The organism is Pseudomonas sp. PSPC3-2 (assembly GCF_049897085.1).
Taxonomy (GTDB): Bacteria; Pseudomonadota; Gammaproteobacteria; order Pseudomonadales; family Pseudomonadaceae; genus Aquipseudomonas; species Aquipseudomonas paraveronii.
Genome location: NZ_JAFCVO010000006.1, coordinates 286187 through 311679 on the forward strand (window position 1 = coordinate 286187; position 25493 = coordinate 311679).

Genomic DNA, 25493 nt, shown 5'->3' on the forward strand with positions numbered 1-25493 from the left:
TTTTCCTTAGACGGACATTAAGCGGATGGAGCATAGCTTGAGTTGTGACGCGGATCTGTGCAAGCGCGGCACGTCGGGGGGTTGCCTAATCCCCCTCAATAATGGCGATATAAGTACCTGATAAAAACCCGAGGTCGCCCCATGTTGCTCGCCACGTTGATCCATCGCGCCAGCCTGCCCTGCCCACAAGTGGGGCCCGACCAGGCGGTACGGTTACTTGAGCAGCATTACGGCCTCACGGGCACCTTACGGTCCCTGGGCAGCCAGCAAGACCTCAACTACAGGGTCGACAGCGACGGTGGCCGGTTTGTGCTGAAAATCTGCCTGGGCGACTACGCCGCTATTGAACTGCACGCCCAGCACGCCGCGCTCCGCACGTTGCAGACACAGGACAGGTTGCGCGTCCCACGGGTGATCAAGGCCCTGACCGGTGAAGACCTGCTGACCGTGACCGTCGACGGGCAAACCCTGCACCTGCGGCTGTTGGATTACATCGACGGCCAACCCTTGACCCACCTGCCTCACGTGGGCCGCGAGGTCATCGCAGGTTTCGGTGAATTGTGCGGGCGGATGAGCCAGGCGCTGGCCGATTTCGCTCACCCAGGCCTGGAACGGACCCTGCAATGGGATCCGCGCCACGCTCAGGAACTGATCAGCCACCTGCTGGCGACCCTGCCAGACCTGCCCCACCGTGCCGCATTGGAGCAAGTGGCCGAGCAAGTTGGTACGGGCATTCGGCCCCTGGCGGATCACTTGCCGTGGCAAGCGGTACACATGGACATCACCGATGACAATGTGGTCTGGCAGCGCGATGCGCTGCGCCATTGGCAAGTCCAGGGGGTGATCGATTTCGGCGATCTGGCGCATACCTGGCGCATCGCCGACCTGTCGGTGACCTGTGCCGCGCTGTTGCACCATGCCGAGGGTGATCCCTTTGCCATCTTGCCGGCAGTCCAGGCTTGTCACGCCGTTACGCCTTTGCAGCGCGCAGAATTACAGGCGCTGTGGCCGCTGATCGTCGCCCGTGCGGCGGTGCTGGTACTCAGCAGCGAACAGCAGCAACGCCTTGATCCCGATAACGACTACCTGTTGAAAAACGCCGAGCATGAGTGGGAAATTTTCCACGTTGCGACGTCGGTGCCGTTTGAATTGATGGAGGCGGCGATCCTGTGCAGTGTCGGGCAGACGCTGCCGCCGATCGCTAGCGAGGGGTTTGCGCCGCTCTTGCCGGGGCTGGTGGGGCGTGAGTTCGCGCTGATCGACCTGGGGGTGCTCAGCCCGCACTTCGAGGCGGGCAATTGGGAACAACCCGGGATTGACCGGCGGTTACTGGACGAGGCCGCGGCGGTGCACGGGTTGGCGGCCAGTCGATACGGCCAATACCGTTTGTCGCGCACGAACCCAGACAGCGCCACGGAGCCGCAGACGCTCCCGCTGCATGTCGAGTTGCACCTGCCCCACGGCACAGCGGTGGAAGCGCCTTTCGCCGGGGTGCTGCATGTCGGCGCCGATGGCCTGTTGTGTGTGCAGAACGGCCCGTTGAGCCTGCGGTTGTGGGGCGTAACAACCCTGTTGAAAGCGGGTTCGACGGTGGTGGAAGGGCAAATGCTGGGGGAGGTCCACGCCCCCCTGACCGTGCAATGGTGCCGCGCCGATCTTGAACCGCCTTTGTTCTGCACGCCGAGCCGAGCATTGGCGTGGCAAGCGCTATGCCCGTCACCCTCGACGCTGCTGGGGCTGGCCTGCGATGCCGAACCCGAACTCGACCCTGAAGCCCTGCTGGCGCGCCGCGACGCCAGCTTCGCTCGCTCGCAGAAGCACTATTACGTCGACCCGCCGCGCATCGAACGGGGCTGGCGCAACCACCTGATCGACATGCAGGGCCGCTCCTATCTGGACATGCTCAACAACGTGGCCGTGCTCGGCCATGGGCACCCCCGCATGGCGGCGGTGGCAGCGCGGCAGTGGTCGCTGCTTAACACCAACTCGCGCTTTCACTATGCGGCGATTGCCGAATTCTCCGAGCGTTTGCTGGCGCTGGCGCCGGACGGCATGGATCGGGTCTTCCTGGTCAACAGCGGCACCGAAGCCAATGACCTGGCGATCCGCCTGGCCTGGGCCTACAGCGGTGGGCGCGACATGCTCAGTGTGCTGGAGGCCTACCACGGTTGGTCGGTGGCGGCGGACGCGGTGTCCACGTCGATTGCCGACAACCCCAAGGCCCTGAGCAGTCGTCCGGAGTGGGTGCATCCGGTGACCGCGCCCAATACCTATCGCGGCGAGTTCCGCGGGCAGGACAGCGCGCCGGATTACGTGCGAAGTGTGGAGCACAACCTGGCGAAAATCGCCGCAAGCAAACGTCAATTGGCCGGCTTCATCTGTGAGCCGGTGTATGGCAATGCCGGGGGTATCTCCCTGCCGCCGGGCTATTTGCAGCAGGTGTATGCGTTGGTGCGCGCCCAGGGCGGTGTGTGCATCGCCGATGAAGTGCAGGTGGGTTATGGCCGCATGGGGCATTTCTTCTGGGGCTTTGAAGAGCAGGGCGTGGTGCCCGATATCATCACCATGGCCAAGGGCATGGGCAACGGTCAGCCGTTGGGGGCGGTGATCACCCGTCGGGAGATTGCCGAGGCGCTGGAGGCCGAGGGGTATTTCTTCTCGTCATCGGGGGGCAGCCCGGTCAGTTGCCGGATCGGCATGGCGGTGCTGGATGTGATGGAGGAAGAAAAGCTCTGGGAAAACGCCCAAGTGGTCGGTGCGCATTTCAAGGCGCGCCTGGAAGCCCTGATCGACCGTCATCCGTTGGTCGGCGCCGTTCACGGCTCCGGTTTCTATCTGGGCCTGGAGCTGGTGCGCGACCGGCATACCCTGGAACCCGCCACCGAAGAGACCACACTGCTGTGCGACCGCTTGCGTGAGCTGGGGATTTTCATGCAACCGACCGGCGACTACCTGAACATTCTCAAGATCAAGCCGCCGATGGTCACTTCCAAACGCAGTGTGGATTTCTTTGTCGACATGCTGTCGAAGGTGTTGGATGAACAGCTGTAAATAATCGATTGTTATCGGTTATTTGCTGTCATATTTATCGACTATGTTCTTTTGATGCTGTTAAGGCCGATTTTTATCCGCTATAAAGTCGGCTTTCACCCTTTCGGAGCCCTGATTGCCATGACCACCCTGCACAGCACACCTCGCGCCGATGGCTTTCATATGCCCGCCGAATGGGCGCCACAGACCCAGGCCTGGATGATCTGGCCCGAGCGCCCGGACAACTGGCGCCTGGGTGGCAAGCCGGCGCAGGCCGCGCACGTGGCAGTGGCCAAGGCCATCGCGCGTTTTGAGCCGGTCACTGTCGCGGTTTCCGCCGGCCAATACGAAAACGCCCGCGCCCGTTTGGATGTGCCCAATATCCGGGTGGTGGAAATGTCCAGCGACGACGCTTGGGTGCGTGACACCGGCCCGACCTTCGTGATCAACAACAGTGGCGAAGTGCGCGGCGTGAACTGGGATTTCAACGCCTGGGGCGGTTTTGACGGTGGCCTGTATGCGCCGTGGAACCGTGACGCGCAGGTCGGCGGCAAGATTCTCGGGATCGAGCGCGCGCCGCGCTACGGCACCGAAGGGTTTGTGCTGGAAGGCGGTTCGATTCATGTCGACGGCGAAGGCACCCTGATCACCACAGAAGAATGCCTGCTCAACCGCAATCGCAACCCGCATCTCGACCGCGAAGCCATCGAGGCGGTGCTGAGCGCCAACTTGGCTGTGGATAAGATCATCTGGTTGCCGGACGGTCTGTTCAACGACGAAACCGATGGCCATGTGGATAACTTCTGCTGCTATGTGCGCCCAGGCGAAGTTTTACTGGCCTGGACCGACGACCCGCAAGACCCGAACTACTCCCGCTGCCACGCGGCCATGGACGTGCTGCTAAGCAGCACTGATGCCCAGGGACGCTCGTTCACAGTGCATAAAATGCCGATTCCGGGGCCGCTCTATGCCACCGAGGAAGAGTGCGCGGGTGTGGACCCGGTGGACGGCAGCCAGGAGCGCAATCCTTGCGTGCGTCTGGCCGGTTCCTACGTCAACTTCCTGATCGTCAACGGTGGCATCATCGCGCCGAGCTTCGACGACCCACTGGACAGCCAGGCCCGGGAAATCCTGCAGAACCTGTTCCCGCAGCACGAAGTGGTGATGGTGCCGGGCCGCGAACTGTTACTGGGTGGGGGTAATATCCATTGCCTGACCCAACAACAGCCTGCCCCGCAGAAAAATTGAGTGCAGTTGTAACAACGCCGGAACGGCGAGCGGGCGCCAGCCGTTTTTAGCGTTCACAACAAGCCCGCGGCCCCGTAAGGCCGTGGGCTTTTTTGTGTCCGATTGCCTATAAACACGGCACATTGGCATAGCTCTTGTATTGGCATTGTCACAGTAGCTCACGGTGATGACTGCGCAGTTCTGTCATAAACCTTGAGTAAGTTAGCCGCTCACGCAGTAGGAGAGAGCGCTGAAATGAATGCCAATATCGACGTGATGCACGCGCGCACGTTCCACCCCGTGCGGGTCAACAGTGACGAAATTCATGCGCTGGCGCTCTGGTTGAAGACACACGGCTCACGGCAGATCAGGCAGCAGCCAGATTTACGCAGCGTGATGAATGAGCGCTACCCGGCTGGTTTTTTCAGCGAGGATGAAATGCATGCATTGTGTGAATTGATGCACAACTAGGAACGAGCCTATCAAAATGTGCGAGTGAGCTTGCTCGCCATTGCGGTGTGCCCTCCACTGAATAAGTGGCTGACCGACACCGACCGCGCGCAAGCGCCCAATTCAATTTGCACGCGTTATGTCTTCCCAAACGTCTGACTTGAAAAATACGTTACTAAATACGTATTTTTTCTGTATGGATGAGATTTCCAGGCGATGGCTAAAGCGCTGTAGGCCGTGGCTTAGAATTTTTTTGCCTAAATACAGACGATTCGCGAAATTGACACATAGTTCAGCGCGAGACTAGCATTGCGTCCAACGCCTGTGGCTAACAGCCATGACTCAACCAATAAAAAAAGGCCCGCGGCAGTTAAGTCGTCCGCGGGCTTTCTTTTTTTCGGAAAAAGTCGACACCAAAACAGCAAAAAGGAGCTTGGTGTCGTAGCGCGTATTCAATCAGTAATAAGGAATAAAAAAAATGTTGAAACAACGGATGAGTCTGATCGCTCTGGGGATTTTGAGCGCATCGACAGCAATGGCAAACGACCAGGAACAATCCAAGGGTTTCGTTGAAGACAGCCATCTGAACATCGCAGCACGTAACGCCTACATCAGCCGTGACTACAAGAACGGCAAGCAAGACAAAGCCGAATGGGGCCAGGGCTTCATCGGCAAGTTTGAGTCCGGCTTCACCCAAGGCACCGTCGGTGTGGGTGTGGACGTGATTGGCCAGTACGCCATTCGCCTGGACGGCGGTAAAGGCCGCAGCGGCGCGGGCGGTATCGACTTCTTCAAGCAAGGCGACAGCGGCTCAGCCGCCAACGACCTGGCCAAAGGCGGCGCGGCGGTGAAGTTCCGCCTTTCCAACACGGTGCTCAAGTACGGTGACCAGTTCCCGAACGTGCCCGTGCTGGCTTACGACAACTCTCGTCTGTTGTCGGAAACCTACACCGGTACCTCGATCGTTTCCAAAGAGATCGAAGGTCTGCAACTGGATGGCGGTCACTTCACCAAAGAAGCGCGTAAGAGCGCCGAAGGTACCGACAGTGGCCGTCTGAAAAGCATCGATTACATCGGCGGTAGCTACAAATTCACCGAAAGCCTGTCGGCAGCGCTGTACGCCTCCGACATGCAGGACGTGCTGAAGAAGCAATACGTCAACGTCAACTACGTGTTGGCCCTGCCAGAAAAGCAGTCGCTGACGTTTGACTTCAACGGCTACAAAACCAAGCTGGATCGCAGCTTCGCCCTGGAGAACCAAGGTGATGCGGACGCCCGCGACAACAAAATCTGGAGCCTGGGCGCCACGTGGGCTGTCGGCCCGCACAGCTTCACCGTCGCTCACCAGCGCAGCACCGGCGACACCGGCTACCTGTACGGCGGATACCGCAACGCTGGCGGCATCGGCGACGGTGGCAACACCATCCTGCTGGCCAACTCCTACTGGTCCGACTTCAACGGCAAGGACGAGCGTTCGTGGCAAGCGGCCTACGGCATCGACTTCGCTACCTTCGGTGTGCCTGGCTTGACCTACAACGTGGCTTACGTTCGCGGTACCAACATCGACGACGGCAGCGGCCGTGGCGATGGCACCGAGCGTGAAATCTGGAACCAGTTCAAGTACATCGTTCAGAGCGGCCCGGTCAAAGACCTGAGCCTGCGTGCTCGTGCCTCGTGGTTGCGCGTTTCCAACAACGCCAGTGATTACAACGTAGGCGGCAACGAATACCGTCTGTTCGTCGACTACCCGATCAACGTTTTCTAATTGATCCGGCGTCGCGCCTGATTGCAGGCGATAGAAAACCCCGACTGGTTCGGGGTTTTTTTATGTCGGTGGGTCAACCTCAGGCTTTGGCCGGCGCCAGTTTCTTGCAGTTTGCCTTGCGGGTCGGGTATTGCTCGCACTTGCGCAGCACGGTTTGCGCCTGCTGCGCGTTCTGCAATTGCTGGTTGGCCAGCAACTTCTCGGTGATGAACCGTTCTTCCGAGCCCAGGTTGCGTTCGGCCTTGTCGATCATCGCCAGCGCCGATTTGCCATCGCCGCGCTTGAGGTGGTCGCTGATCATCAGGTCATAGGTCGACGGGCCTGCGAGGCTCCGGTCCTTGATGGCCTGTAAACACGGGGTCAGACCCCTATTTCCCCTTGCCAACGGCGTCAGCTATGCGGCGGCGTGGAGGGGCTGGTCGATGCTTCCCGTTTGTTGTAGAAGACGCAACCCGCTGGCACGTCTTTGTTGACCAGGGACATCGCCCCGATAGTGGCGTTGTCTCCCACCACCAGTTTGTCAGCGATGATGCAACTGTTTGCCCCCACGCTGACGTTGTCGCCGATCCTCAGATCGTAATGGTCCAGCCCAAGCGTTTTGACACCCACAGTTGTGTTTTGCCGAATGAAGAAGTTACGGCCGATCCTGGCGTGGCCGGTGATCACAACACCTGGTAGATGCGCAATTCTCAGCCCAGGACCAATCACCGCGCCAAGGTCGATATCAACCGCGTATTTGAGATTCAGCTTTTGCTGCATCCGGCGTGCGCGTGCAGCCCAGAATCCACCCTTCCCATTGAGATACTGGGCAAGCCGGAAAGAGAACAGGAAGCGCAATTTGTTGTCCTTTCTGGCCCGGCGAACGATGTTCGAGAACAGCCCTATCCGGCTTCCCACCCGCTTCTTGTTTGATACTTCAAGTCGCCAACACTCAAACAACTGATCCAGATTCACGATTTCTTTCCCATCATCAATAAGTCGTCCGCGAGTAAGCGGTTGCAGGTGAGCCTCAGGCCGCAACCACGGCGAGCCCGAGGCGTTGCACAAATCTCGTTGTGAAAACGGGGTCAGACCCCTATTTCCCGAACACATTCGCCAGTAACTGACTGCCCCGTGCCGGATCGCCGAAAGAGTGGTCATGGCTATACAGCAAATCCACAAACACCGCCTTGGGTTTGAACGCCGGCAAGCGCTTGAACAACTTGCTCTGCTCGCCATAGGGCATCGGCCAGGAGGTTGCGTTGCGCATCAGGTGCGCATCATCGATCAACACCACCGCCACCCGCTGCTAGCCGTCATTGGCGTAGTGACAGGCGAACATACGGTTGAGCCACTGCGCCGACGCCTTGTCGCTGGAACTGGCCAGGCCGAAAGAATCGAGGATCGCCAGCTGCGCGATGATGGCGGCCAGCCAATAGCGGCGATGTTTGAACAGCGGGGGGTCGACAACATCCATGTCTTGATAAAAAGCACAAGCAAGACAGGGGTTTTAACGTGGTGGGGAGGGGGTGTCAATTGGGGTGGTGGCGAAGTGCCATATTTCTGTGCGTGGGTTGCCTCCGTAAACTGAAACGCCTTGGTCTGTACCGTCCGAGGCGTTTTGTGTGGGGCTTGGAGACCGTTACTCAGCGTTGCAAGGCGACGCCAACACCTTCACCACGTCATCAATCACCGCCTTGCTCATCTCCTGCAGATAATGCGACGCCCAGGCATAACGATCCGTCTCCCGCACCATCGCCGCATCTTCCGCGAGTAGCTTGGCGACATGGAGTAAGTCGGAGACGTGGTGCAAGGCTTCATGCAGAGAAACACCGCTGTTGACGCGGAACAGAGGTTGGTCGGAGTGAAAGGAGAAGGGGGTGACACCGAGGGTGGTTAATGCAGATGGATTTGTAGCGGTCATTGGTAAAACTCCCATATCAAGTGAGAGCTACCACGTTCGTTCTCAGGCGAATGGGTGGCAGCTGTGCGCAGGCTGAGAAACCGGAGATACAGGAACCCGGCAGACCCGAAGGTCTCCCACGCACAGCCGCCATTGCACGAAATGGTGGGCGAAAAAAAACGCCTGCAAATCGGGTTTTGGGGCGCTTGGTGCGCCTGCATCTTGCGGGGTTCTCAGGCCCGATCGCTGAATTGGCAGCGACAGAGTGGAGGGTAGCGTGGTGAGCGGTGGGGAGCAATCAGGAAAATAGATTGGTGGTTTTGCTATCCGTCTGTGGTTTGAGCCTTATTGCTCCACAACGTTGCATGCGGGAAAGGTATGAACACGGACGCCGGAAACCCGCTACCGCTGAACCTGCGCCAAGTCGACCTGCGCGCCGTCTTGGTCGAAATCAGCCAGCACACCGGCCTTCGCTTTCGCGTCCCGGAACGGCCTTACGCCGGGGTCAAGGCGCCATTCTTCTACAGCCTGGCTGCCGGATACCAAGCCATGGACAGCCTGGCCCGGGTTTTCAACATCCCCGACTTCATCTGGCAGCAGCAGGGTGACGGGGAAGTGTTTGTGGGCAGTTGGGCCGACAGCTTCTTTGGCGTTCGCTCGCCGCTGCAGCTGCCGGTGGAGCTGTTCGACGGCTACCAGGGCAACCAAAGCGCAATGATTGCAGCCCTTCCCGGGTTGCGACCAGGTGCAACGATCAACCACGGCGAGCGAATCACCAGTGCGGCGCTCATCGACAACCAGATGGCCATCCGATGGACGACGCAATCCGCCGCAGCGTAGAACGACAATTCCCTGAACTCACCGGCGGTTACCACCTGCCACGCTTTGCCCGGGTTGTCGCCGTGGCCGACGCTCCGGCCGGCGCCGGGATCTGTGACGACTTCCGCCCGCGCTATGCGGTCGACATCGAGGTCATGGGGCCAGACGGCGAGCCAGACACCAAGCTGCCGATCCTGGCAGGCGTGCCGTTGCCACTGCCCACCGGTGGCGAAGAGATGGGCATCTATGCCTTCCCGGAAGAGGGCACCCAAGTAGTGGTGTGCTTTGCCTACGGCCTGCCGCACAAGCCCTATATCCAAACGATCCTGCCCCACGGGTTGAGCATGCCCAGCGTGCCGAAGGGCGACCAGGTGTGGCAGCACAGCGAAGCCTGTCAGCAGCGCGTTGACGCCGATGGCAACTGGCTGCGCCAGACTGACGGCAAGATCCGGGACAAGGCGATCGAGCGGGAAGTAGAGGCTATGGGGAATATTGAGACGTTCCAGAATCACACTAGGACGGTGGACGACCATTCCACAGAGTCAGTGGGTGGGATCAAGACGATCGAGGCGCTGGGCGCGCTCAAGCTGCTGTCGGGTGGGTCTGCGAGCCTGGCTGCGGTGGATGATTTGCACCAGGCAACCGGGCGGGATTTGAACCTGGTGGTAGGGCAGAAGCATAACGCCACGGTGGGTGGGGATATGGAGGAAAGTATTCAGGGGCTGCGTAAGAGCGTGGCGGCGGTCAGCCAGCGGCTAGTCGCGCCCAAGATCTGGTTGGGATCCGAAGGGGTGAGCGTGCTGCAGGTGCTGTGTGATTTGCTCGACCTGGTGCAGCAGTTGAGCGCGCAACTGGCTGCGCATACTCACACACCGGGTCCAACGCCGGCGCCAAGTGATGCTGTGGCTTTCAACGGAAATGCAGTTAAAGCAGGAGCATTAGGTGCGAAGTTAAAGATGATTACTCTATAAAAAGATAATTAGCTCGCTCGGTTTACAGAGCAGTGAATGTCGTTTAAGTCTTAATGGGGAGTAATGAGGGCCTCATGAGGGCCTCATAAGTGTCGTAGTCAGTAGATGTAAAATTCTAGAATAAAACATTGCATTACCGTTCGTCTGAAATGCTGGGCGGTAGTGGTGTTTACAAGTGTTTACCTTGTAAACCGAATACGGTTTACAAATATAAGCAAGATCCCAGTCAAACCCTTATGTTGCAGGAGGCGGTGCTCAAAAATGCGTGATCTCACAGCACCAGATACGACAAAGCCCGCTTAGACGCGGGCTTTATTGTGCTTCTAAGATGCACCAGGCTGGCTGGTTGCTCGCAGAATGGCTGTGGTAGCATCCCTCAACCATTCGAAGCTGTACTTCTTTGTTACCGGAATCTCAAAGGGTATGGCTATGTGACGAACCCGTCAACCCGAAACGGTTGACCATAAATGGCTAAAGTTGCGTAAGTTGCATTAGCGTAATTGGTGCGATTAAAAGTAAACGTTGTAAGCATATTGTTTGCAACGTTACAGGGTGAGTCACTAAACGAGTGGGAAGTGCTGTGGGCTCTTTTATAGAAGCACAGCTTTTTGTTTTCCCTTGGAGCTTTTGCCAATGAAGTCATTCATTAGCCGATACCTTCCTGAAGAGCTGATTCGAGCATTGCAGACCGCGTATTGGTCGATCCGCTTGATCAGAATCCTTCAGCAGTTGTAGCGCAGCACAGCAGGGGCCATCGGCCCCTGCTTCTATAGCCGCTTGATCAAGCTCTTGACCCAAGACATGCAAAACTCGATGGTTTGATCTATCTGCTGCGTTGTGAAGTTCGGCATGTCTTTTGAGCCGGGTCCATGTCCCAAGTCGTTTCGCACGTCGCTGTAAAACCGCTGCATTGATTGCCGTTCCCAGCCATCTATGAATGCGCCATTCGCTTTACTCTCAAGATGATTCAGGAAATCAGACACACCTTTCTCATGATTGGTAGTCCATTTTTTGAGTTCGCAAATGATTTTGATCGTGCTTTCCAGTGCCTTGGCGGCATAGAACGATGGGTCTCGGCCACCGGTGTCTCTGCGATCAATCGCCTCGGCCATGTCTATGCTGACGTTCTTCCATTGAGCGTCGTTGACCAAGAGCCAGAATGGCTGCTCGACATGTTCCTGAAGCTGCGCATCCTGTGTGATCTGCAAGTACCCATTGTGATAGTGCAGAGGCATACCCGCTTGCTTTAGGCGCTCGTTCAGCTCATTCACATGGGCTGCAAACGTGCTGTTCAAGTGCTCATTAATAGCTCGAACGCCGCTGCATCGCGAGCCAGGAACTGTCATGGACCCCCTGGGTTTCTTATCTTGAATTTCGGCGTCGGCCAGCTGGCGCGGAAACTCGGAATTTGCTTGAGCTACCTGCTCCTCTCGGGTGCGGAAGGCCAATTCGACGAAGCTTAGTCGGCGCTTGACGAACATGTCGGGGTCCAGGCCGGCAGTAAACTTGAGGTTGAGCCACTGCTCGACCACTAGGTTGATATTGTACAAACCCGAGTTCGTGTGAGGCTTGCCCATATACTCGGTTTGATAGGAGTAGTACCTCGGCGACAGTTCCTTGAGCCCGATCTCCATCGCCAAACGGTCGTGAATATCAGTCCAAGTCTTCTTAACGCCTTCGTCGACCTTCTGGCTGTGTCCGTAGTACTTCCAAATCTGCTCGTTGACGATTCTGTATGACTGCACAAAAAGTGCAGATTCGTTTTGTCCGACGCTTTCGAACATTGGGCGATTCGCATACCTGCGAAAGAAGACATCAGTAAGCATGGCTAAATTCTCTTGCTCCGGCACTTAGTGGTGACTTCGAGGCCGGCGGGGCGCCTCTGGTCTATCTGAAGCAATCTTCCGAAGGGGCGAGGTATCAATCCGCCCTTGGCCGTTTGCTGCCCGTCACGGTTGACCTGGCTGGAGGGTTTACCGATCTACAACAAGATAGTGCGTTCTGTTCAAACCGAATCAACGTGCACGCATTTTTAGCTAAACAAAAGTCTGAGGGCGAGAAAAATCGCTATGAAAAAGCACTTATCCCCCTCCCGCCGACGGGCTCTGCGTCCCTTTTTTGTGCAAAGCCAGGTGGTGGTGCAAACCATGCCCGCGCCCAAGCCCGCTGCGGGGGCTGTGGGGCGTTTGGTGATTGCACAAAGTGAAAGGTATTGCAGAGAAATGTCATGCGCTTGCATCGCGTGGCACGACGTCCTCGGTGATGATGAGATTCTAAATGCCCCGGCCGGCCTGAGCGCACGCCAAGAAAACAAGCCGAAACCTCTATTTTCATTTTGAGTGCAGCTCAAAAACATGAGTTCTGCGCTCTGAGTAAGGCTGAGGGCGTAAAGAGCTACAAGCCGCTGCTGGCGGGGGCTGGATCAGGTTTACTGAGTTTCAGAGGCTTTCACTGCGTCTCGCTCGGCCTGGAAACGAATATGCGGGAGATTCGCCTCATTCACCAGCCTGCAATGTTCCTCCTCAACCACGGGGTGTAAGAGACTTTTAAGCAGTTGAGCCAGCTTTAATGCCGTTGCCTCCTCCACCCTCCTAACTGTGCCAACGCGGGCCGAGGGTCGGCATAGATCGCCTGCTGAGAGTCCCAGGGTAGCCAGGATGCCGCAAACATACCCGTCTAAGAACTCTGCCTTCTTGGTAAGGATTCGGCTTTCCGGAGCTTCCTGATAGTCCCAATCTACGCGCCAATGTCGATCGTCTTTAACGACGCTGATCTTCGGTAGTGCTGCTTGTGGGTGGGGCTTACTCATTGCTGTTCTCCGGATCGGTCAAAGGGCTGGGCGTGGTTTGCAGCATACCTTCGAGGTTCCCGAAAAAAACATTTCCTGGGTCACCCCCTCCTGACACGTAAGTGGCGTCTACGGGTGAAAGAAAGTCCTGGAGCCCGCGTATTCCGTGGGGTACGTCGCTTACAGTTGTGCCGTCTAAAAGCGTCAGCTGAGAGCGCATTAAAGAAATGTCGTTATAAATCAATAGGTTATTGCTGTGCGCACTTACAGTGCCAAACTGTGTGGCTCAGACGGTGTTCTTACAGTCGACTTACTATTTTTATTGTGGCTCAAGCCATTGATTTGTAAGGGTTTGAAGAGGCTCTAAAATCTCACTTACACTTCTGACGCACTTTTGAGGTGCACACCGGAGAATTTTTTCCCGTGTATAGGGTGGGGGGGACGCTCGACGTGCACACTCACAGCGGCGACCCTATTTCGGGCGGACTATTCCTCAGGACGCCGGGCTATTACAACCTGGCCAGCGCTCCTTTGAAGTATTACTTGCCCAGACCTCTTGCGACTCGACTCGGAAGAACGAACAGGAATTGAGCTAGGGCAAGTGCAAATTCGGTGGCGCGCGTCGCATCGCTTGTATTGGGCAAATCGGCCCCTTCGTCTGCATGGCGCTCATCGTTTGCATCGAGTCGGACTTCGTGTGCCCAGGCTGCCATCTCCTGGGTGATCAGGTGCTGAGTTGCCGCCTGATTAATCCGTCCGTACAAATTGCCCTCTTTGAGGCCCTTTTCCTTAAGCATCGCGTCTACAGCCGATGCAGCCAGCATGACTGCTCCAGATGGCGCATGGATGCTGGCGATCGCCTGCTCAAGATATTGCTTGGCACGTTGAGGAATAGTTGCGTCTACGGAAGCTGGCGTTGGCCACATCTCATGAATGGCCTGGGGCCTGCTTCTCTCGTCAATCATGGCAGTGGTAAGAATTACCCCACCGCACGTTCTGCAGACATAGCAAGCCCAATTGCGACGGAAATTGCCGCTAGAGTTGCTCGTCTCAAAATGGGATGCATACGTCAGATTGGGCTTTGCGGTGCTGCAGTGGGGGCAACGCTCAAGAGAAATGGTGCCTTCCTGCTTCATACATTGCCTCCGATGGCTGAAAGCCGACATACAAGTCAGCTTTTGTTACGTGCCTTGTTACGTCTGACACAAAAAACAAAGGCCTGCATCGCTGCAAGCCTTTGTTTTTAAATGGTGCCGGCACCAGGAGTCGAACCCGGGACCTACTGATTACAAGTCAGTTGCTCTACCAACTGAGCTATACCGGCGTGTTAGGGCGACGATTATAGCGATTGAAAAAGTTCTGTAAACCCCTGAAATCTGACTATTTTTGCGAAAACCCAAGTTTTCGCACATTGCCCTGCATTTACCTGCTGTTCCAGCAACAAGTTGCCCCGATCAACGCTCGTGCATGGCCTCTGCACGGGACTTGATGATCGGCTTGAGCAGGTAGCTCAAGATGCTCTTCTTGCCGGTGATGATGTCCACGGAGGCCACCATGCCGGGGATGATCAGTAGGGGTTTGTCGTCGGTGCCCAGGTGGCTGCGGTCGGTGCGCAGTTTGATGAGGTAGAAGGTGTTCTTCTTCTCTTCATCCATCACGGTGTCGGCGCCGATCTGTTCGAGTTTGCCTTTTAGGCCGCCGTAGATGGTGTAGTCGTAGGCGGTGAATTTGATCATCGCTTCCTGGCCGGGGTGGAGGAAGGCGATGTCTTGCGGGCGGATTTTGGCTTCTACCAGCAAGGTGTCGTCCAGCGGTACGACTTCGGCGATATCGCTGCCGGGCTGGATCACGCCACCCACGGTGTTGACCAGCATTTGCTTGACGATGCCGCGCACGGGCGAGGTGACCATGGTGCGGCTGACGCGGTCTTCCAGGCCTTTGGATGTGGCCTGGGCCTTGCTCAGGTTGGTGCGCGCTTCATTCAGTTGACCCAGGGCTTCGCTGCGGAATTTGCCGCGGGTCTCGTCGATTTTGCGTTGCACTTCGTTGATGGCGGCCTGGGCGCGAGGGATGGCCAGGGTGGTGCCGTCGAGCATGCCGCGGGTTTCCACTTCGGAGCGCTTGAGACGCAGCACTTCTACCGGCGAGATCGCGCCCTGTTGTACCAGTGGCTCGGACATGCTGATCTCCTGGCGCAGCAGGCTCAGGCTGTTGCGGTATTGCTCCTGTTTGGACGCAAATTCACGCTGTTCCTGCTGGCGTTGCAGCAGTTGTTGTTGCAGCCCGCCGATTTCGTCCGACAGTTGCTGGCGCCTGCTCAGGTACAGCGACTCTTCGTTCGAGGCCTGATTGGGCACCGCTTTGCGCGCGTCTTCGGTGATATTCAGGGGGCGATTTTCGATTTCTGCGCTGAGGCGCTCCACACGCAGCTCCATGGCCACGCGGTCGGCTTCGGTTTCGCCGACGTTGGAGGCAAAGCGTGTGTCGTCCAAGCGTACCAGTGGCGCACCGGCGTCGACGATTTGCCCTTCATGCACGTAGATCTGAGCGACGATGCCGCCTTCCAGGTTTTGGATCTTCTGGATGCGCGAGGAGGGGATCGCCTTGCCTTCGCCTTTGGTCACTTCATCGATGATCGCAAAGTGTGCCCACAGCAGCAGGAACACAAAGAAGCCGATCACGCCCCAAATGGTCAGGCGCACGATGCGCGGGGCGTCGTCGACCAGGGCTTTTTCGACTTCGGGCAAGGGTTGGTCTTCGAGCGAGTCGGTGCCCCTGAAATAGCCGAAGATGACGTCTTTCAAACGGCGTGGGCCGGAATTAAGCGACACTGATTTGCCCCTTTTTCAGTGCTTCCATAACGGCCGCTTTTGGACCGTCTGCGAGTATCTGGCCACGGTCGATCACCAGCAGGCGATCCACCAGGCTCAGCAGTGAGGCGCGGTGCGTAACCAGAATCACCGTCTTGTTTTCGATGACCGACTGCAAGCGCTGTTTCAGGCGCTCTTCGCCGGTGTTGTCCATGGCGCTGGTCGGTTCGTCCAGCAGCAGGATCGGTGGGTTCAACAGCAACGCACGGGCGAGGGCGACGTTTTGTCGCTGGCCGCCGGAGAGGTTTTGCCCGCGTTCGCCCACTTGCAGTTCGTAACCTTGCGGATGCAGCCTGGCAAATTCATGCACGCCGGCAAGTTCTGCGGCTTGCAGCACCATTTCATCATCCACGTAGCGCGCGCCCGAGACGAGGTTGTCGCGCAAGGTGCCGGCCAGCAGTTGGATGTCCTGGGCCACATAGCCGATGTTATGGCGCAATTCGCTGACATCGATCTGGCGAATGTCCACGCCATCGACCAGCAATGAGCCCGAATCCGGCTGGTAAAGACCGACCAGCAGTTTGGCCAGCGAGCTTTTACCCGAGCCGCTGCGCCCGATGATGCCGATTTTCTCGCCCGGCTTTACATTCAGGTTGATGCCGCGCAGCGCCAGGGTCTGTTGGTTCGGGTAGGTGAAGTCGACTTCGCGGAACGTCATCGCGCCTTGCAGTGCCTTGCGGCTGAGCGGGCGTTCGTCGTAGTTGCGTTCTTGCGGCAACTCCATCATCTGGTCGACCGAGACCATCGTCACCTTGGCTTGCTGGTAACGCGTCAGCAGGCCCGACAGTTGGGCCAGCGGGCCCAGTGCGCGGCCGCTGAGCATGTAGCAGGCGACGAGGCCGCCCATGCTGAGGACGCCATCAATGATCTGGTACACGCCGAAAATGATCATCGCCACGCCGGCCACTTGCTGGATCAGCAAGGTGATGTTCATGGCCAGGCCGGACAACACCTTGACCCGCAGTTCCAGGCGGCTGAGGGTGCCAATAGTATGTTCCCATTGATACTGGCGTTCGCTTTCTGCGTTATTGACCTTGACCGCATCGAGCCCGGCGAGGGTTTCGATCAGGCTCGACTGGCGCTCGGCGCCTAGGGCCATGGTGCGCTCCAGTGTCGCAGTCAGCGGTTTTTGCAGCATGTGGCCGATACCCAGGGCCAGCGGGAAGGCGATGATCGGAATCCACACCAGGTGGCCGCCGAGCATGGCGATCACCACCAGGATGATCAGCGTAAAGGGCAGGTCGATCAGGCTCGCGAGGGTCAGCGAGGTGAGGAAATCGCGCATCCCCTGGAATTCATGGATGTTCTGCGCAAAGCTGCCGACCCGTGCCGGGCGTACTTTCATCGCCATGCCCACGATGCGCTCGAACAGCGTCGCGGAAATGATCAGGTCGGTTTTTTTGCCCGCCAGGTCCAGGCATAAACTGCGCAGGCTCTTGAGCAGCAGGTCGAACAGGTAGGCGCCGCAGATACCAATAGCCAGCACCCACAGGGTCGAGGTGGCTTGGTTAGGGACTACGCGGTCGTACACGTTCATCACAAACAGCGGTGCGGCCAGGGCGATCAGGTTGATCACCAGGCTCGCGGCGATCGCGTCGGCGTAGAGCCAGCGCGAGCGCTTGAGGGTGTCTCGAAACCACGAGCGTGCGCGCGGGATCAGCGTGCCGCTGGTGATGTCAAATTTATGCTGCGGTTGGGCGAAAAATACCCGACCGCTGTAATCTTGACTCAATACTTCACGGGCGACGTGTACTTCGCCGCCGTCGCTTTCGCTGAGCAGCAGGCGCGCCGTGTCACCGTCCCATCCCAACAGCACCGCGCTGCGCCCTCCCTTGAGCAGTAGCATGGCGGGCAGCGCGATGGACGGAATCTGTTCCAGCTTGCGTTGCAGCAACCGGCCCTGCAAACCCGCCCGAGCGGCTGCACGCGGCAGCAACTCGGCGCTCAGACGCTGGGCCGCCAGTGGCAGCCCAGTGGTCAGCATCGCGCGGCTGGCGGGTTTGTAATGCAGTGAACAGAGTGTCAACAACCCATCCAGCAGGGGGTCGTCATGCTGACTGCGCGGGTCATGGTTGAGTTGCGCCACACCTATTTCAGAATCCAAGCTGACTCTCTCTTACTGCTGAGTGGTCCAACGCCGTCAAGAATCAGTTCATCCCTGGCAGGTTTACCGACGGTTTAATATCGTTCTGCACAACCGATGCCATCGGCGCTACCACGCCCTGACTTCTCAGCAGTTGGCCCATGTCGGCCTTGATTCGATACTGCGTATATAGCTGCAGGTTTTTGATCTGCGCCAGACGCTGCTGAGCGGTGAACAGTTCATTCTCGCTGTCGAGCAAGTCGAGCAGTGTACGCTCACCGAGGCTGAACTGCTGTTGATACGAGGTACGTACTCGCGTGCTGCGGTCCACGTATTCCTGCGCGATCGGTACTTGCTGGGTGGCGTTATTGTAGGCGTTCCACGCCAGGCCCAGTTCTTCGTTCAACTGACGCAGGGCGTTGTTGCGGATATCCAGCGCCTGGGTGGCCTGGGAGGCCTTGGATTGCAGGTTGGCCTTGTCGCTGCCGCCGTTGAACAGGTTGAACTGCATGTTCAACATGGCGGAATAGCTGTTGTCATGGCCTGGGTCGCCGGCGATGTTGTCGTTGGCCGAACGTTGCAGCACGGCATCAAAGCGCGGGTAGAAGGTCGCCTTGGCGGATTCGTACTGCTTTTCAGCGGCGGTGATATCCGACTCGGCAGAGCGCAATGCCGGGTTGTCCGCAATCATCTGGCGGCGTGCTTCATCCAGGCTGGCCGGCAGCAAGGTCACGATACCCAGTGGCTTTTCGAGTTGGTCGGGGTCTTGGCCGACCACGCTCATATAGTTGGTATTGGCGTCGGCCAGGTTGGTCTGTTCGGTGATCAGGTTGTTTCGAGCTTGAGCCAGGCGGGCTTCGGCCTGGTCCATGTCCGCCATTCTTCCGACGCCACGGCTGGTGCGCAATTTGATCTGGTCAAAAATACGTTCGTGGCTTTTCAGGTTTTCTTCTGCCAGTTGCACCATCTCGCGACGGGTCAAGACATCCAGATAAACCTGGGCGACCGTCAGGGCGGTGCGCTCGGTCGTGTTGAGCAGCGCATAGCCACGGGAATTGGCGGTGGCTTGTTGGCGGCCGATTTCATTTTGGGTGCCAAAACCTTGGAACAGGTTTTGCTGCAGACGAATGGTCGACTCGCCGCGGTTCAAGGTTTTCCAATCGTGGCTGTTGCTGGCCGCGCGGGTAGTGGTGTTGTCCGAGCTTTCACGGCCATAACCGCCCAGCAAGTCGACTTTAGGCAGGTAGCCGCCTTTGGCTGCGTCGACTTGGTAGTCAGCAGCAATGCGTGCATTGACACCCGATTGGATCTCCGGGTGAACTTCCACCGCTTTCTGCATGGCCTCCGGCAGGGTTTGAGCCTGTACGAAACTGGCGGCTAGAGCAAAAGGCAAAGCTTTGAATAAGTGCAAACGCATTGTGATTCTTCCCTGGGGATTGGTTGCCTGAAAAACCGCAACAGACTTGGATAGTGCATTGGAGTGGCAACCGAAATCACTGCTCGTCATTGGAGCTGGACGGTGCAAACAGAAAGTCGCGATGCCGCTTAAATATCAATGTGACATTACCGGGCGGATTGTTTAGGATGGCGTCAAATAGGTCAATACCTTGACGGAAAAGTAATTTGCCGCTTGAAACAACAAATTATTGACGCCAAATTTTTTTTACATGGGATTAACGTACTCCAGCTATTGAATCGGCACGAGAGAAAAAGGCCGGTCTCCATGATGGATACCCCTGCACGGTAATACACGGAGAGTCTTTTATGAGCAGCGTTGCGGTCGTCAAAAGTATTGTCGGTCAAGTGTTTGCGGTATCCCCGGAAGGGATTCGTCGCCTGCTGGTAGAAGGGGATCGCTTGTTCACAGGGGAACTGGTGGAAACCGGTCCTGCTGGCTCCGTGTCGCTGGAGCTTGCCGATGGCCGCACCCTTGACGTGGGTCGTGACACTCAATGGAGCGCGAACACGCCTGACTCGGTGACCGACCTGAGTGCCGCCACTGCCCAGGCGGCCCCCTCCGTTGCCGAACTGCAGCAAGCCATCGCTGCCGGTGCCGACCCGACCCAAGACTTCGAAGCCGCCGCTGCTGGCCCAACTGCCGCCGGTGCGGACGGCGCCGTGGGCGGCGGCCATAGCTTTGTCGTGCTGGAGACCACCGCAGGCACCGTTAACCCTACTATCGGTTATCCGACGACCGGCTTAAATGCAGCCGATGCCGCAGCCAATCAATTCAGCGCCGCTACCAATAACAGCCTCGCCGCGCGCGACGTCACCATTACCCTGACCGCCACGCCGAGCATCACCGAAGCCGGTGGCGTCGTCGTCTATACCGCGTTTATCACCCAGGCGCCGACCAGTGACCTGACCGTCACCTTGTCCAACGGTCTGTCCGTCGTGATCCCCGCCGGCCAGACCTCGGGTGCGCTGAACGTCACGTTCGCGGGCAATGACACGCCTTACCTGGATGCCTCGTCGATCTCCGCCACCATCGCCGGCACGTCCGGCGGCGGCAACCTGGTCATTACGACGGACCCGGCGCCGGCGGTTACACTGATCAAGGACACCATCGATACCACCACCGTCACGCTGAGCGCGAACGCGTCAGTCGATGAGGGCGGCAAGATCGTCTATACCGCGACCGTGAACAACGCCGCGCAAACCGACGTCACCATCACGCTGTCCAACAACACCACCATCACCATCGAAGCCGGTAAAACCACGGGCACCGTCAGCGTCGATACGCCGGCGAACCTGGCCGACGGCAAAGACCTGAGCATCAGCGCCACCATCACCGCTGCGAGCGGCGGTAACTACGAAAACCTGGCGATCAATCCGGAAGCCGCGACTACTACAGTGGTCGCTGTCGACAATCCGAGCGTGCTGGTCGCGGACACCAACACCGTTGTCGAGGATCAGGCTGCCACTGGCAACGTGCTGAGCAATGACAGCGACATCGACAACGTGCTGAGCGTCGCGACGTTTACTGTCGACGGCAATACGTATGCCGCAGGCAAAGTCGCCTTTATCGAAGGTGTCGGCTCCATCACCATCGGTAAGGATGGCGCGTATACGTTTACCCCGGTCAAGGATTACAACGGTGAAGTGCCGCAGATCGGCTACACCACCAATACCGGTTCGAGCAGCACGCTGGACGTGACGGTGACGCCGGTTAACGATGCGCCGGTGGCCGCGGTCGTTGAAGCTGGCGGGGCTGAAGATTCGGCCCAGGGCATTGCGGTCAAACTGAGTGCGACCGATGTGGATGGCCTGGCCAACGTGAAATCGTTCACCGTCGGCACGCCGACTAACGGCACGTTCTACACCGACGCGGCCATGACCAAGCCGGTGACGGGCGCTATTGATGCCACCAATGGCGAAGCCACGGTGTACTTCAAGCCAAATGCGAACTTCAACGGCACCGCGGACTTCACCTACACCGCGACCGACAGCGGTAATGCTGACGGCAGCAATCCGCTGACTTCTGCTCCGGCTAACGGCACCATCACCGTGACTGCGGTCAACGACGCGCCGGTGGCTGAAGTCACTACCGCGACCGGTGCTGAAGACCCAAGCGTAGGGATCGCGGTCAAGCTGAGCGCCACCGACGTAGATGGCCTGGCGGACGTGAAATCTTTCACCGTCGGCACGCCAACCAACGGCACCTTCTACACCGACGCGGCGATGACCAAACCGGTGACCGGCGCTATTGACGCAGTCGACGGCGAAGCCACCGTTTACTTCAAGCCAAACGCGGACTTCAACGGCACCGCGAACTTCACTTACACCGCCACCGACGGCGGTATTACTGACAACGGCAGCCCGCTGACGTCGGCTCCCGCCAACGGCACCATCACCGTGACTGCGGTCAACGATGCGCCGGTGGCTGAAGTCACTACCGCGACCGGTGCTGAAGACCCAAGCGTAGGCATCGCGGTCAAGCTGAGCGCCACCGACGTAGATGGCCTGGCGGACGTGAAATCTTTCACCGTCGGCACGCCAACCAACGGCACCTTCTACACCGACGCGGCGATGACCAAACCGGTGACCGGCGCTATTGACGCAGTCGACGGCGAAGCCCACCGTTTACTTCAAGCCAAACGCGGACTTCAACGGCACCGCGAACTTCACTTACACCGCCACCGACGGCGGTATTACTGACAACGGCAGCCCGCTGACGTCGGCTCCCGCCAACGGCACCATCACCGTGACTGCGGTCAACGACGCGCCGGTGGCTGAAGTCACTACCGCGACCGGTGCTGAAGACCCAAGCGTAGGCATCGCGGTCAAGCTGAGCGCCACCGACGTAGATGGCCTGGCGGACGTGAAGTCTTTCACCCTTGGCACGCCAACCAACGGCACCTTCTACACCGACGCGGCGATGACCAAACCGGTGACCGGCGCTATTGACGCAGTCGACGGCGAAGCTACCGTTTACTTCAAGCCAAACGCGGACTTCAACGGCACCGCGAACTTCACTTACACCGCCACCGACGGCGGTATTACTGACAACGGCAGCCCGCTGACGTCGGCTCCCGCCAACGGCACCATCACGGTGACTGCGGTTAATGACGCTCCTGTGCTGGGCAACGCTTCGACCAACGCATTCGGCGACACCTATATTGAAGGCAAGCCTGGCGGCTACGTGGCGGCGACCTTGACCGTCAGCGACGTCGACAACAGCACCCTGCAAAGCGCCAAAGTCACACTCGTCAACCACCTGGCAGACGATGTGCTGATCGCAGATGTCAGCAACACCAAAATTGCAGTCAGCTACGACAAAGCCACTGGCATCCTGACCCTGTCTGGTGAGGCCACCACGGCTGAATACCAGGAAGTCCTGCGTTCGGTACACTTCGCCAGCGAAAGCGAGAACCCGGACCCGGCCAATCGCACCCTGACCATCACCGTCAACGACGGTCAGTTGGATTCGGCCCCCGTGACCTCCGTGGTGAACGTGGTTCCGGTGAACGATCCGCCTGAGGTCAAGTTCGACAGCACCACGTTCACTGAGCAAAAAGACGCGGTCGCGCTGGTCGAAAACCTGACCATCAAAGACGTCGACAACACCACCTTCAGCAAAGTCGTGGTCACCGTCGACCACCTGGCTTCGGGGGATGTGCTCAGCAATACCGACGTGCTCAAGGCCCTGGCCGTTGCCGGCATTACCATCACCCAGAGCGGCAGCGCCGCTGACGGGAAAATCGTCTACACCCTCACCAGCGACTCGGCGACCGGCAGCAGCGCCGCCGACTTCGTCAAGGTGGTTGAAGCCATCACCTTCCAGAGCCCGGGCGACAATCCTGTCGGCACCGATCGTACCGTCACCATCGCTGTGACTGACGTCGGCGGCGGCAACCTGGATCGCGAACCACCGGAAACCGGCAGCGCCACCGGCAAGGTCACTATCGACCTGTTCAACGACGCGCCGATTGCATCGGCCGACAACACCACCGCCGATGAAGACCATACGGCCAAGATCGTTCTGGACGGCAAGGATGTGGACGGTACCGTCTCCAACTTCGTCATTACCACCTTGCCGGAGAACGGCAAGCTGTACAGCGACGCCACGCTGCAAACTGAACTCAAGGTCGGCGACTCGGTGCCAGCGGGTGCCGACGGCAAGGCAGCGGTTTACTTCGCCCCGACCGGCGACTGGAGCGGCAAAACCGAGCTGACCTTCACTGCGGTCGACAACGGCGGTAAATCGAGTACCGTAACCACCGCCGACATCACGATCGCGCCGGTTACCGACACCCCGCACCTGGGCCTGCTTGGCGGCGGCGTGGTGACCTCGATCAACTTCGACGGCGCCAATCTCAATGGTTCGTGGGGCGACGTCGCGGTAGGTAATGCTAACAACCCGGCCGTCAATGGCACCCCGAGCACTCCGTGGCTCACGGGTAATGCCGACGGCCAAGTCGAAATCGGCCAAAGCAGCATCTACGGCGTAGAGACCCCAGGCAACAGCCAGGTCATCGAGCTTGAGAAAAACGCCGGCGACGACTCCAGCCTGTACACCATCATCAAGGCGGAAGCCGGCACGGCTTACACCATCTCGGTCGACTACTCGCCACGTGCGGGTGCCGAGGACAATTCGGTGATCGACGTATTCTGGGGCGGCGTCAAAGTCGGCACCCTGGACACCACCACCGTTGGCATGAAGACTTACACCTTCGTCGTGCCGGTCACTGCTGACGGCGATGCCAAGCTCGAATTCAAAGCCCCGGCTGGCGATACAAACAACTCGGTGGGCGGCGTGCTGGACAACATCAGCGTCACCCAGGTGCTGAACACCGGCCTGGAAGACCATGCGATCAAGCTGTCGACCATCGACGCATACGCCACCGACAAGGATGGCTCCGAGACGCTCAAGCTGGAAATCAGTGGTGTCCCGGTCAACGCGACCATCACCGATGGCACGCCGGGTCACACCTTCACAGCGACGGCTGGCAATCAAAGCGTCGACATCAGCGACTGGAACAAGGCCACCCTGGTCTTCAACCCGGCGGAAAACGCCAACGGCCTGGTGAACCTGACTGTCACTGCGACTGCGCAGGACGGCACCGCTGATCCGAAATCCGAATCGATCACCCTGCCGATCAATGTGATTGCAGTGAATGATGCACCGGAAGCCATGGCCACTACCGCGACCGGTTCCGAAGACCCGGTTCAAGGCATCGAAGTTAAGCTTTCGGCTACTGATATCGATGGCGTGGAGAACGTGAAATCGTTCACCGTCGGCACGCCAACCAACGGCACCTTCTACACCGACGCGGCGATGACCAAACCGGTGACCGGTTCCATTGACGCAGTCAACGGCGAAGCCACGGTTTACTTCAAACCAAACGCGGACTTCCACGGCACCGCGGACTTCACCTACACCGCTACCGACGGCGGCAACGCTGACGGCAGCAGCCCGCTGACCTCGGCTCCCGCCAACGGCACCATCACCGTGACTGCGGTCAACGACGCGCCGGTGGCTGAAGCCACTAGCGCGACCGGTGCTGAAGACCCAAGCGTAGGGATCGCGGTCAAACTGTCCGCCACCGACGTAGACAGCCCGACGGACGTGAAATCGTTCACCGTCGGCACGCCTACCAACGGCACCTTCTACACCGACGCGGCGATGACCAAACCGGTGACCGGTTCCATTGACGCGGTCAACGGCGAAGCGACCGTTTACTTCAAGCCAAACGCGGACTTCCACGGCACTGCGGACTTCACTTACACCGCCACCGACGGCGGCCCGCTGACGTCGGCGCCAGCCAACGGCACCATCACCGTGACCCCGGTCAACGACGCGCCGGTGGCTGAAGCCACTAGCGCGACCGGTGCTGAAGACCCAAGCGTAGGCATCGCGGTCAAACTGTCCGCCACCGACGTAGACAGCCCGACGGACGTGAAATCGTTCACCGTCGGCACGCCTACCAACGGCACCTTCTACACCGACGCGGCGATGACCAAACCGGTGACCGGCTCGATTGACGCAGTCAACGGCGAAGCCACGGTTTACTTCAAACCAAACGCGGACTTCCACGGCACTGCGGACTTCACCTACACCGCGACCGACGGCGGCAACGCTGACGGCAGCAGCCCGCTGACCTCGGC

Annotated in this window: 14 protein-coding genes, 1 tRNA gene and 3 pseudogenes; 8 read left to right on the forward strand and 10 right to left on the reverse strand. The window is 58.6% G+C overall.

Annotated features, from left to right (window positions below):
• The first annotated feature begins 141 nt into the window (after window positions 1-141).
• The 4 genes from ACP7CJ_RS12915 (at window position 142) to ACP7CJ_RS12930 (ending at window position 6472) form a co-directional block, all read left to right on the forward strand.
• On the forward strand, window positions 142-3051 hold the full coding sequence (locus tag ACP7CJ_RS12915; RefSeq protein ID WP_426101843.1) for an aminotransferase: 2910 nt from the start codon (window positions 142-144) through the stop codon (window positions 3049-3051).
• Between the two features lie 120 nt (window positions 3052-3171).
• A complete protein-coding gene (gene aguA / locus ACP7CJ_RS12920) occupies window positions 3172-4278 on the forward strand; it encodes an agmatine deiminase (protein WP_426101845.1) in 1107 nt (368 codons plus the stop codon).
• Between the two features lie 234 nt (window positions 4279-4512).
• Entirely contained in the window at window positions 4513-4728 is a 216-nt protein-coding gene (locus ACP7CJ_RS12925; RefSeq protein WP_247400211.1) for a hypothetical protein, read from the forward strand.
• 457 nt (window positions 4729-5185) lie between these two features.
• On the forward strand, window positions 5186-6472 hold the full coding sequence (locus ACP7CJ_RS12930; RefSeq protein WP_426101847.1) for an OprD family porin: 1287 nt from the start codon (window positions 5186-5188) through the stop codon (window positions 6470-6472).
• Between the two features lie 79 nt (window positions 6473-6551).
• Here the strand turns inward: ACP7CJ_RS12930 and ACP7CJ_RS12935 are convergent.
• The 4 genes and pseudogenes from ACP7CJ_RS12935 to ACP7CJ_RS12950 form a co-directional block, all read right to left on the reverse strand.
• Window positions 6552-6824, reverse strand: a pseudogene (locus ACP7CJ_RS12935) (peptidase M48); the annotation flags it as partial.
• A gap of 38 nt (window positions 6825-6862) precedes the next feature.
• Window positions 6863-7426, reverse strand: a complete 564-nt coding sequence (locus ACP7CJ_RS12940) for a serine acetyltransferase (protein ID WP_426101849.1) — start codon at window positions 7424-7426, stop codon at window positions 6863-6865.
• Window positions 7427-7556: 130 nt separating this feature from the next.
• Window positions 7557-7928 (reverse strand): annotated as a pseudogene (locus ACP7CJ_RS12945) (CHASE2 domain-containing protein); the annotation flags it as partial.
• Between the two features lie 165 nt (window positions 7929-8093).
• Window positions 8094-8375, reverse strand: a complete 282-nt coding sequence (locus tag ACP7CJ_RS12950; protein ID WP_426101851.1) for a DUF3077 domain-containing protein — start codon at window positions 8373-8375, stop codon at window positions 8094-8096.
• Window positions 8376-8750: 375 nt separating this feature from the next.
• Here ACP7CJ_RS12950 and ACP7CJ_RS12955 point away from each other — a divergent pair.
• A pseudogene (locus tag ACP7CJ_RS12955) lies at window positions 8751-9194 on the forward strand (hypothetical protein); the annotation flags it as partial.
• Entirely contained in the window at window positions 9167-10144 is a 978-nt protein-coding gene (locus tag ACP7CJ_RS12960) for a hypothetical protein (protein WP_426101853.1), read from the forward strand. The pseudogene ACP7CJ_RS12955 and the gene ACP7CJ_RS12960, both read left to right, overlap by 28 nt.
• Window positions 10145-10911: 767 nt before the next feature.
• Here ACP7CJ_RS12960 and ACP7CJ_RS12965 read toward each other — a convergent pair.
• The 6 genes from ACP7CJ_RS12965 to ACP7CJ_RS12990 form a co-directional block, all read right to left on the reverse strand.
• Window positions 10912-11970 (reverse strand): AbiJ-NTD4 domain-containing protein, encoded by a 1059-nt coding sequence (locus ACP7CJ_RS12965; RefSeq protein WP_426101855.1) that lies wholly within the window; start codon window positions 11968-11970, stop codon window positions 10912-10914.
• A gap of 1501 nt (window positions 11971-13471) precedes the next feature.
• Window positions 13472-14068 (reverse strand): DUF4145 domain-containing protein, encoded by a 597-nt coding sequence (locus tag ACP7CJ_RS12970; RefSeq protein WP_426101857.1) that lies wholly within the window; start codon window positions 14066-14068, stop codon window positions 13472-13474.
• A 112-nt stretch (window positions 14069-14180) separates the two neighbouring features.
• Window positions 14181-14256, reverse strand: a tRNA-Thr gene (locus ACP7CJ_RS12975).
• Between the two features lie 130 nt (window positions 14257-14386).
• Window positions 14387-15763 (reverse strand): HlyD family type I secretion periplasmic adaptor subunit, encoded by a 1377-nt coding sequence (locus ACP7CJ_RS12980; RefSeq protein ID WP_426101859.1) that lies wholly within the window; start codon window positions 15761-15763, stop codon window positions 14387-14389.
• The gene (locus tag ACP7CJ_RS12985) at window positions 15753-17906 is read right to left on the reverse strand and encodes a type I secretion system permease/ATPase (RefSeq protein WP_276195852.1); all 2154 of its coding nucleotides are present in this window, start codon (window positions 17904-17906) and stop codon (window positions 15753-15755) included. Before ACP7CJ_RS12985 ends, ACP7CJ_RS12980 begins: the two co-directional genes overlap by 11 nt.
• 43 nt (window positions 17907-17949) lie before the next feature.
• The gene (locus ACP7CJ_RS12990; RefSeq protein ID WP_276195853.1) at window positions 17950-19302 is read right to left on the reverse strand and encodes a TolC family outer membrane protein; all 1353 of its coding nucleotides are present in this window, start codon (window positions 19300-19302) and stop codon (window positions 17950-17952) included.
• A gap of 347 nt (window positions 19303-19649) precedes the next feature.
• Between ACP7CJ_RS12990 and ACP7CJ_RS12995 the strand changes: the two genes are divergently transcribed.
• Together ACP7CJ_RS12995 and ACP7CJ_RS13000 are read left to right on the forward strand one after the other, a co-directional pair.
• Window positions 19650-22043, forward strand: coding sequence for a retention module-containing protein (locus ACP7CJ_RS12995; RefSeq protein ID WP_426244283.1), 2394 nt, complete (start codon window positions 19650-19652; stop codon window positions 22041-22043).
• Window positions 21940-25493 (forward strand): beta strand repeat-containing protein (locus tag ACP7CJ_RS13000; RefSeq protein WP_426244285.1); only part of this gene is annotated, 3554 nt, incomplete at its 3' end. The genes ACP7CJ_RS12995 and ACP7CJ_RS13000, both read left to right, overlap by 104 nt.

Excerpts from the sequence above, each read along its gene's own strand:
- ACP7CJ_RS12915 (WP_426101843.1), top strand. The coding sequence starts at position 142 with ATGTTGCTCGCCACGTTGATCCATCGCGCCAGCCTGCCCTGCCCACAA.
- aguA (WP_426101845.1), top strand. The coding sequence starts at position 3,172 with ATGACCACCCTGCACAGCACACCTCGCGCCGATGGCTTTCATATGCCC.
- ACP7CJ_RS12925 (WP_247400211.1), top strand. The coding sequence starts at position 4,513 with ATGAATGCCAATATCGACGTGATGCACGCGCGCACGTTCCACCCCGTG.
- ACP7CJ_RS12930 (WP_426101847.1), top strand. The coding sequence starts at position 5,186 with ATGTTGAAACAACGGATGAGTCTGATCGCTCTGGGGATTTTGAGCGCA.
- ACP7CJ_RS12950 (WP_426101851.1), bottom strand. The coding sequence starts at position 8,375 with ATGACCGCTACAAATCCATCTGCATTAACCACCCTCGGTGTCACCCCC.
- ACP7CJ_RS12960 (WP_426101853.1), top strand. The coding sequence starts at position 9,167 with ATGGACGACGCAATCCGCCGCAGCGTAGAACGACAATTCCCTGAACTC.
- ACP7CJ_RS12965 (WP_426101855.1), bottom strand. The coding sequence starts at position 11,970 with ATGCTTACTGATGTCTTCTTTCGCAGGTATGCGAATCGCCCAATGTTC.
- ACP7CJ_RS12970 (WP_426101857.1), bottom strand. The coding sequence starts at position 14,068 with ATGAAGCAGGAAGGCACCATTTCTCTTGAGCGTTGCCCCCACTGCAGC.
- ACP7CJ_RS12990 (WP_276195853.1), bottom strand. The coding sequence starts at position 19,302 with ATGCGTTTGCACTTATTCAAAGCTTTGCCTTTTGCTCTAGCCGCCAGT.
- ACP7CJ_RS12995 (WP_426244283.1), top strand. The coding sequence starts at position 19,650 with ATGAGCAGCGTTGCGGTCGTCAAAAGTATTGTCGGTCAAGTGTTTGCG.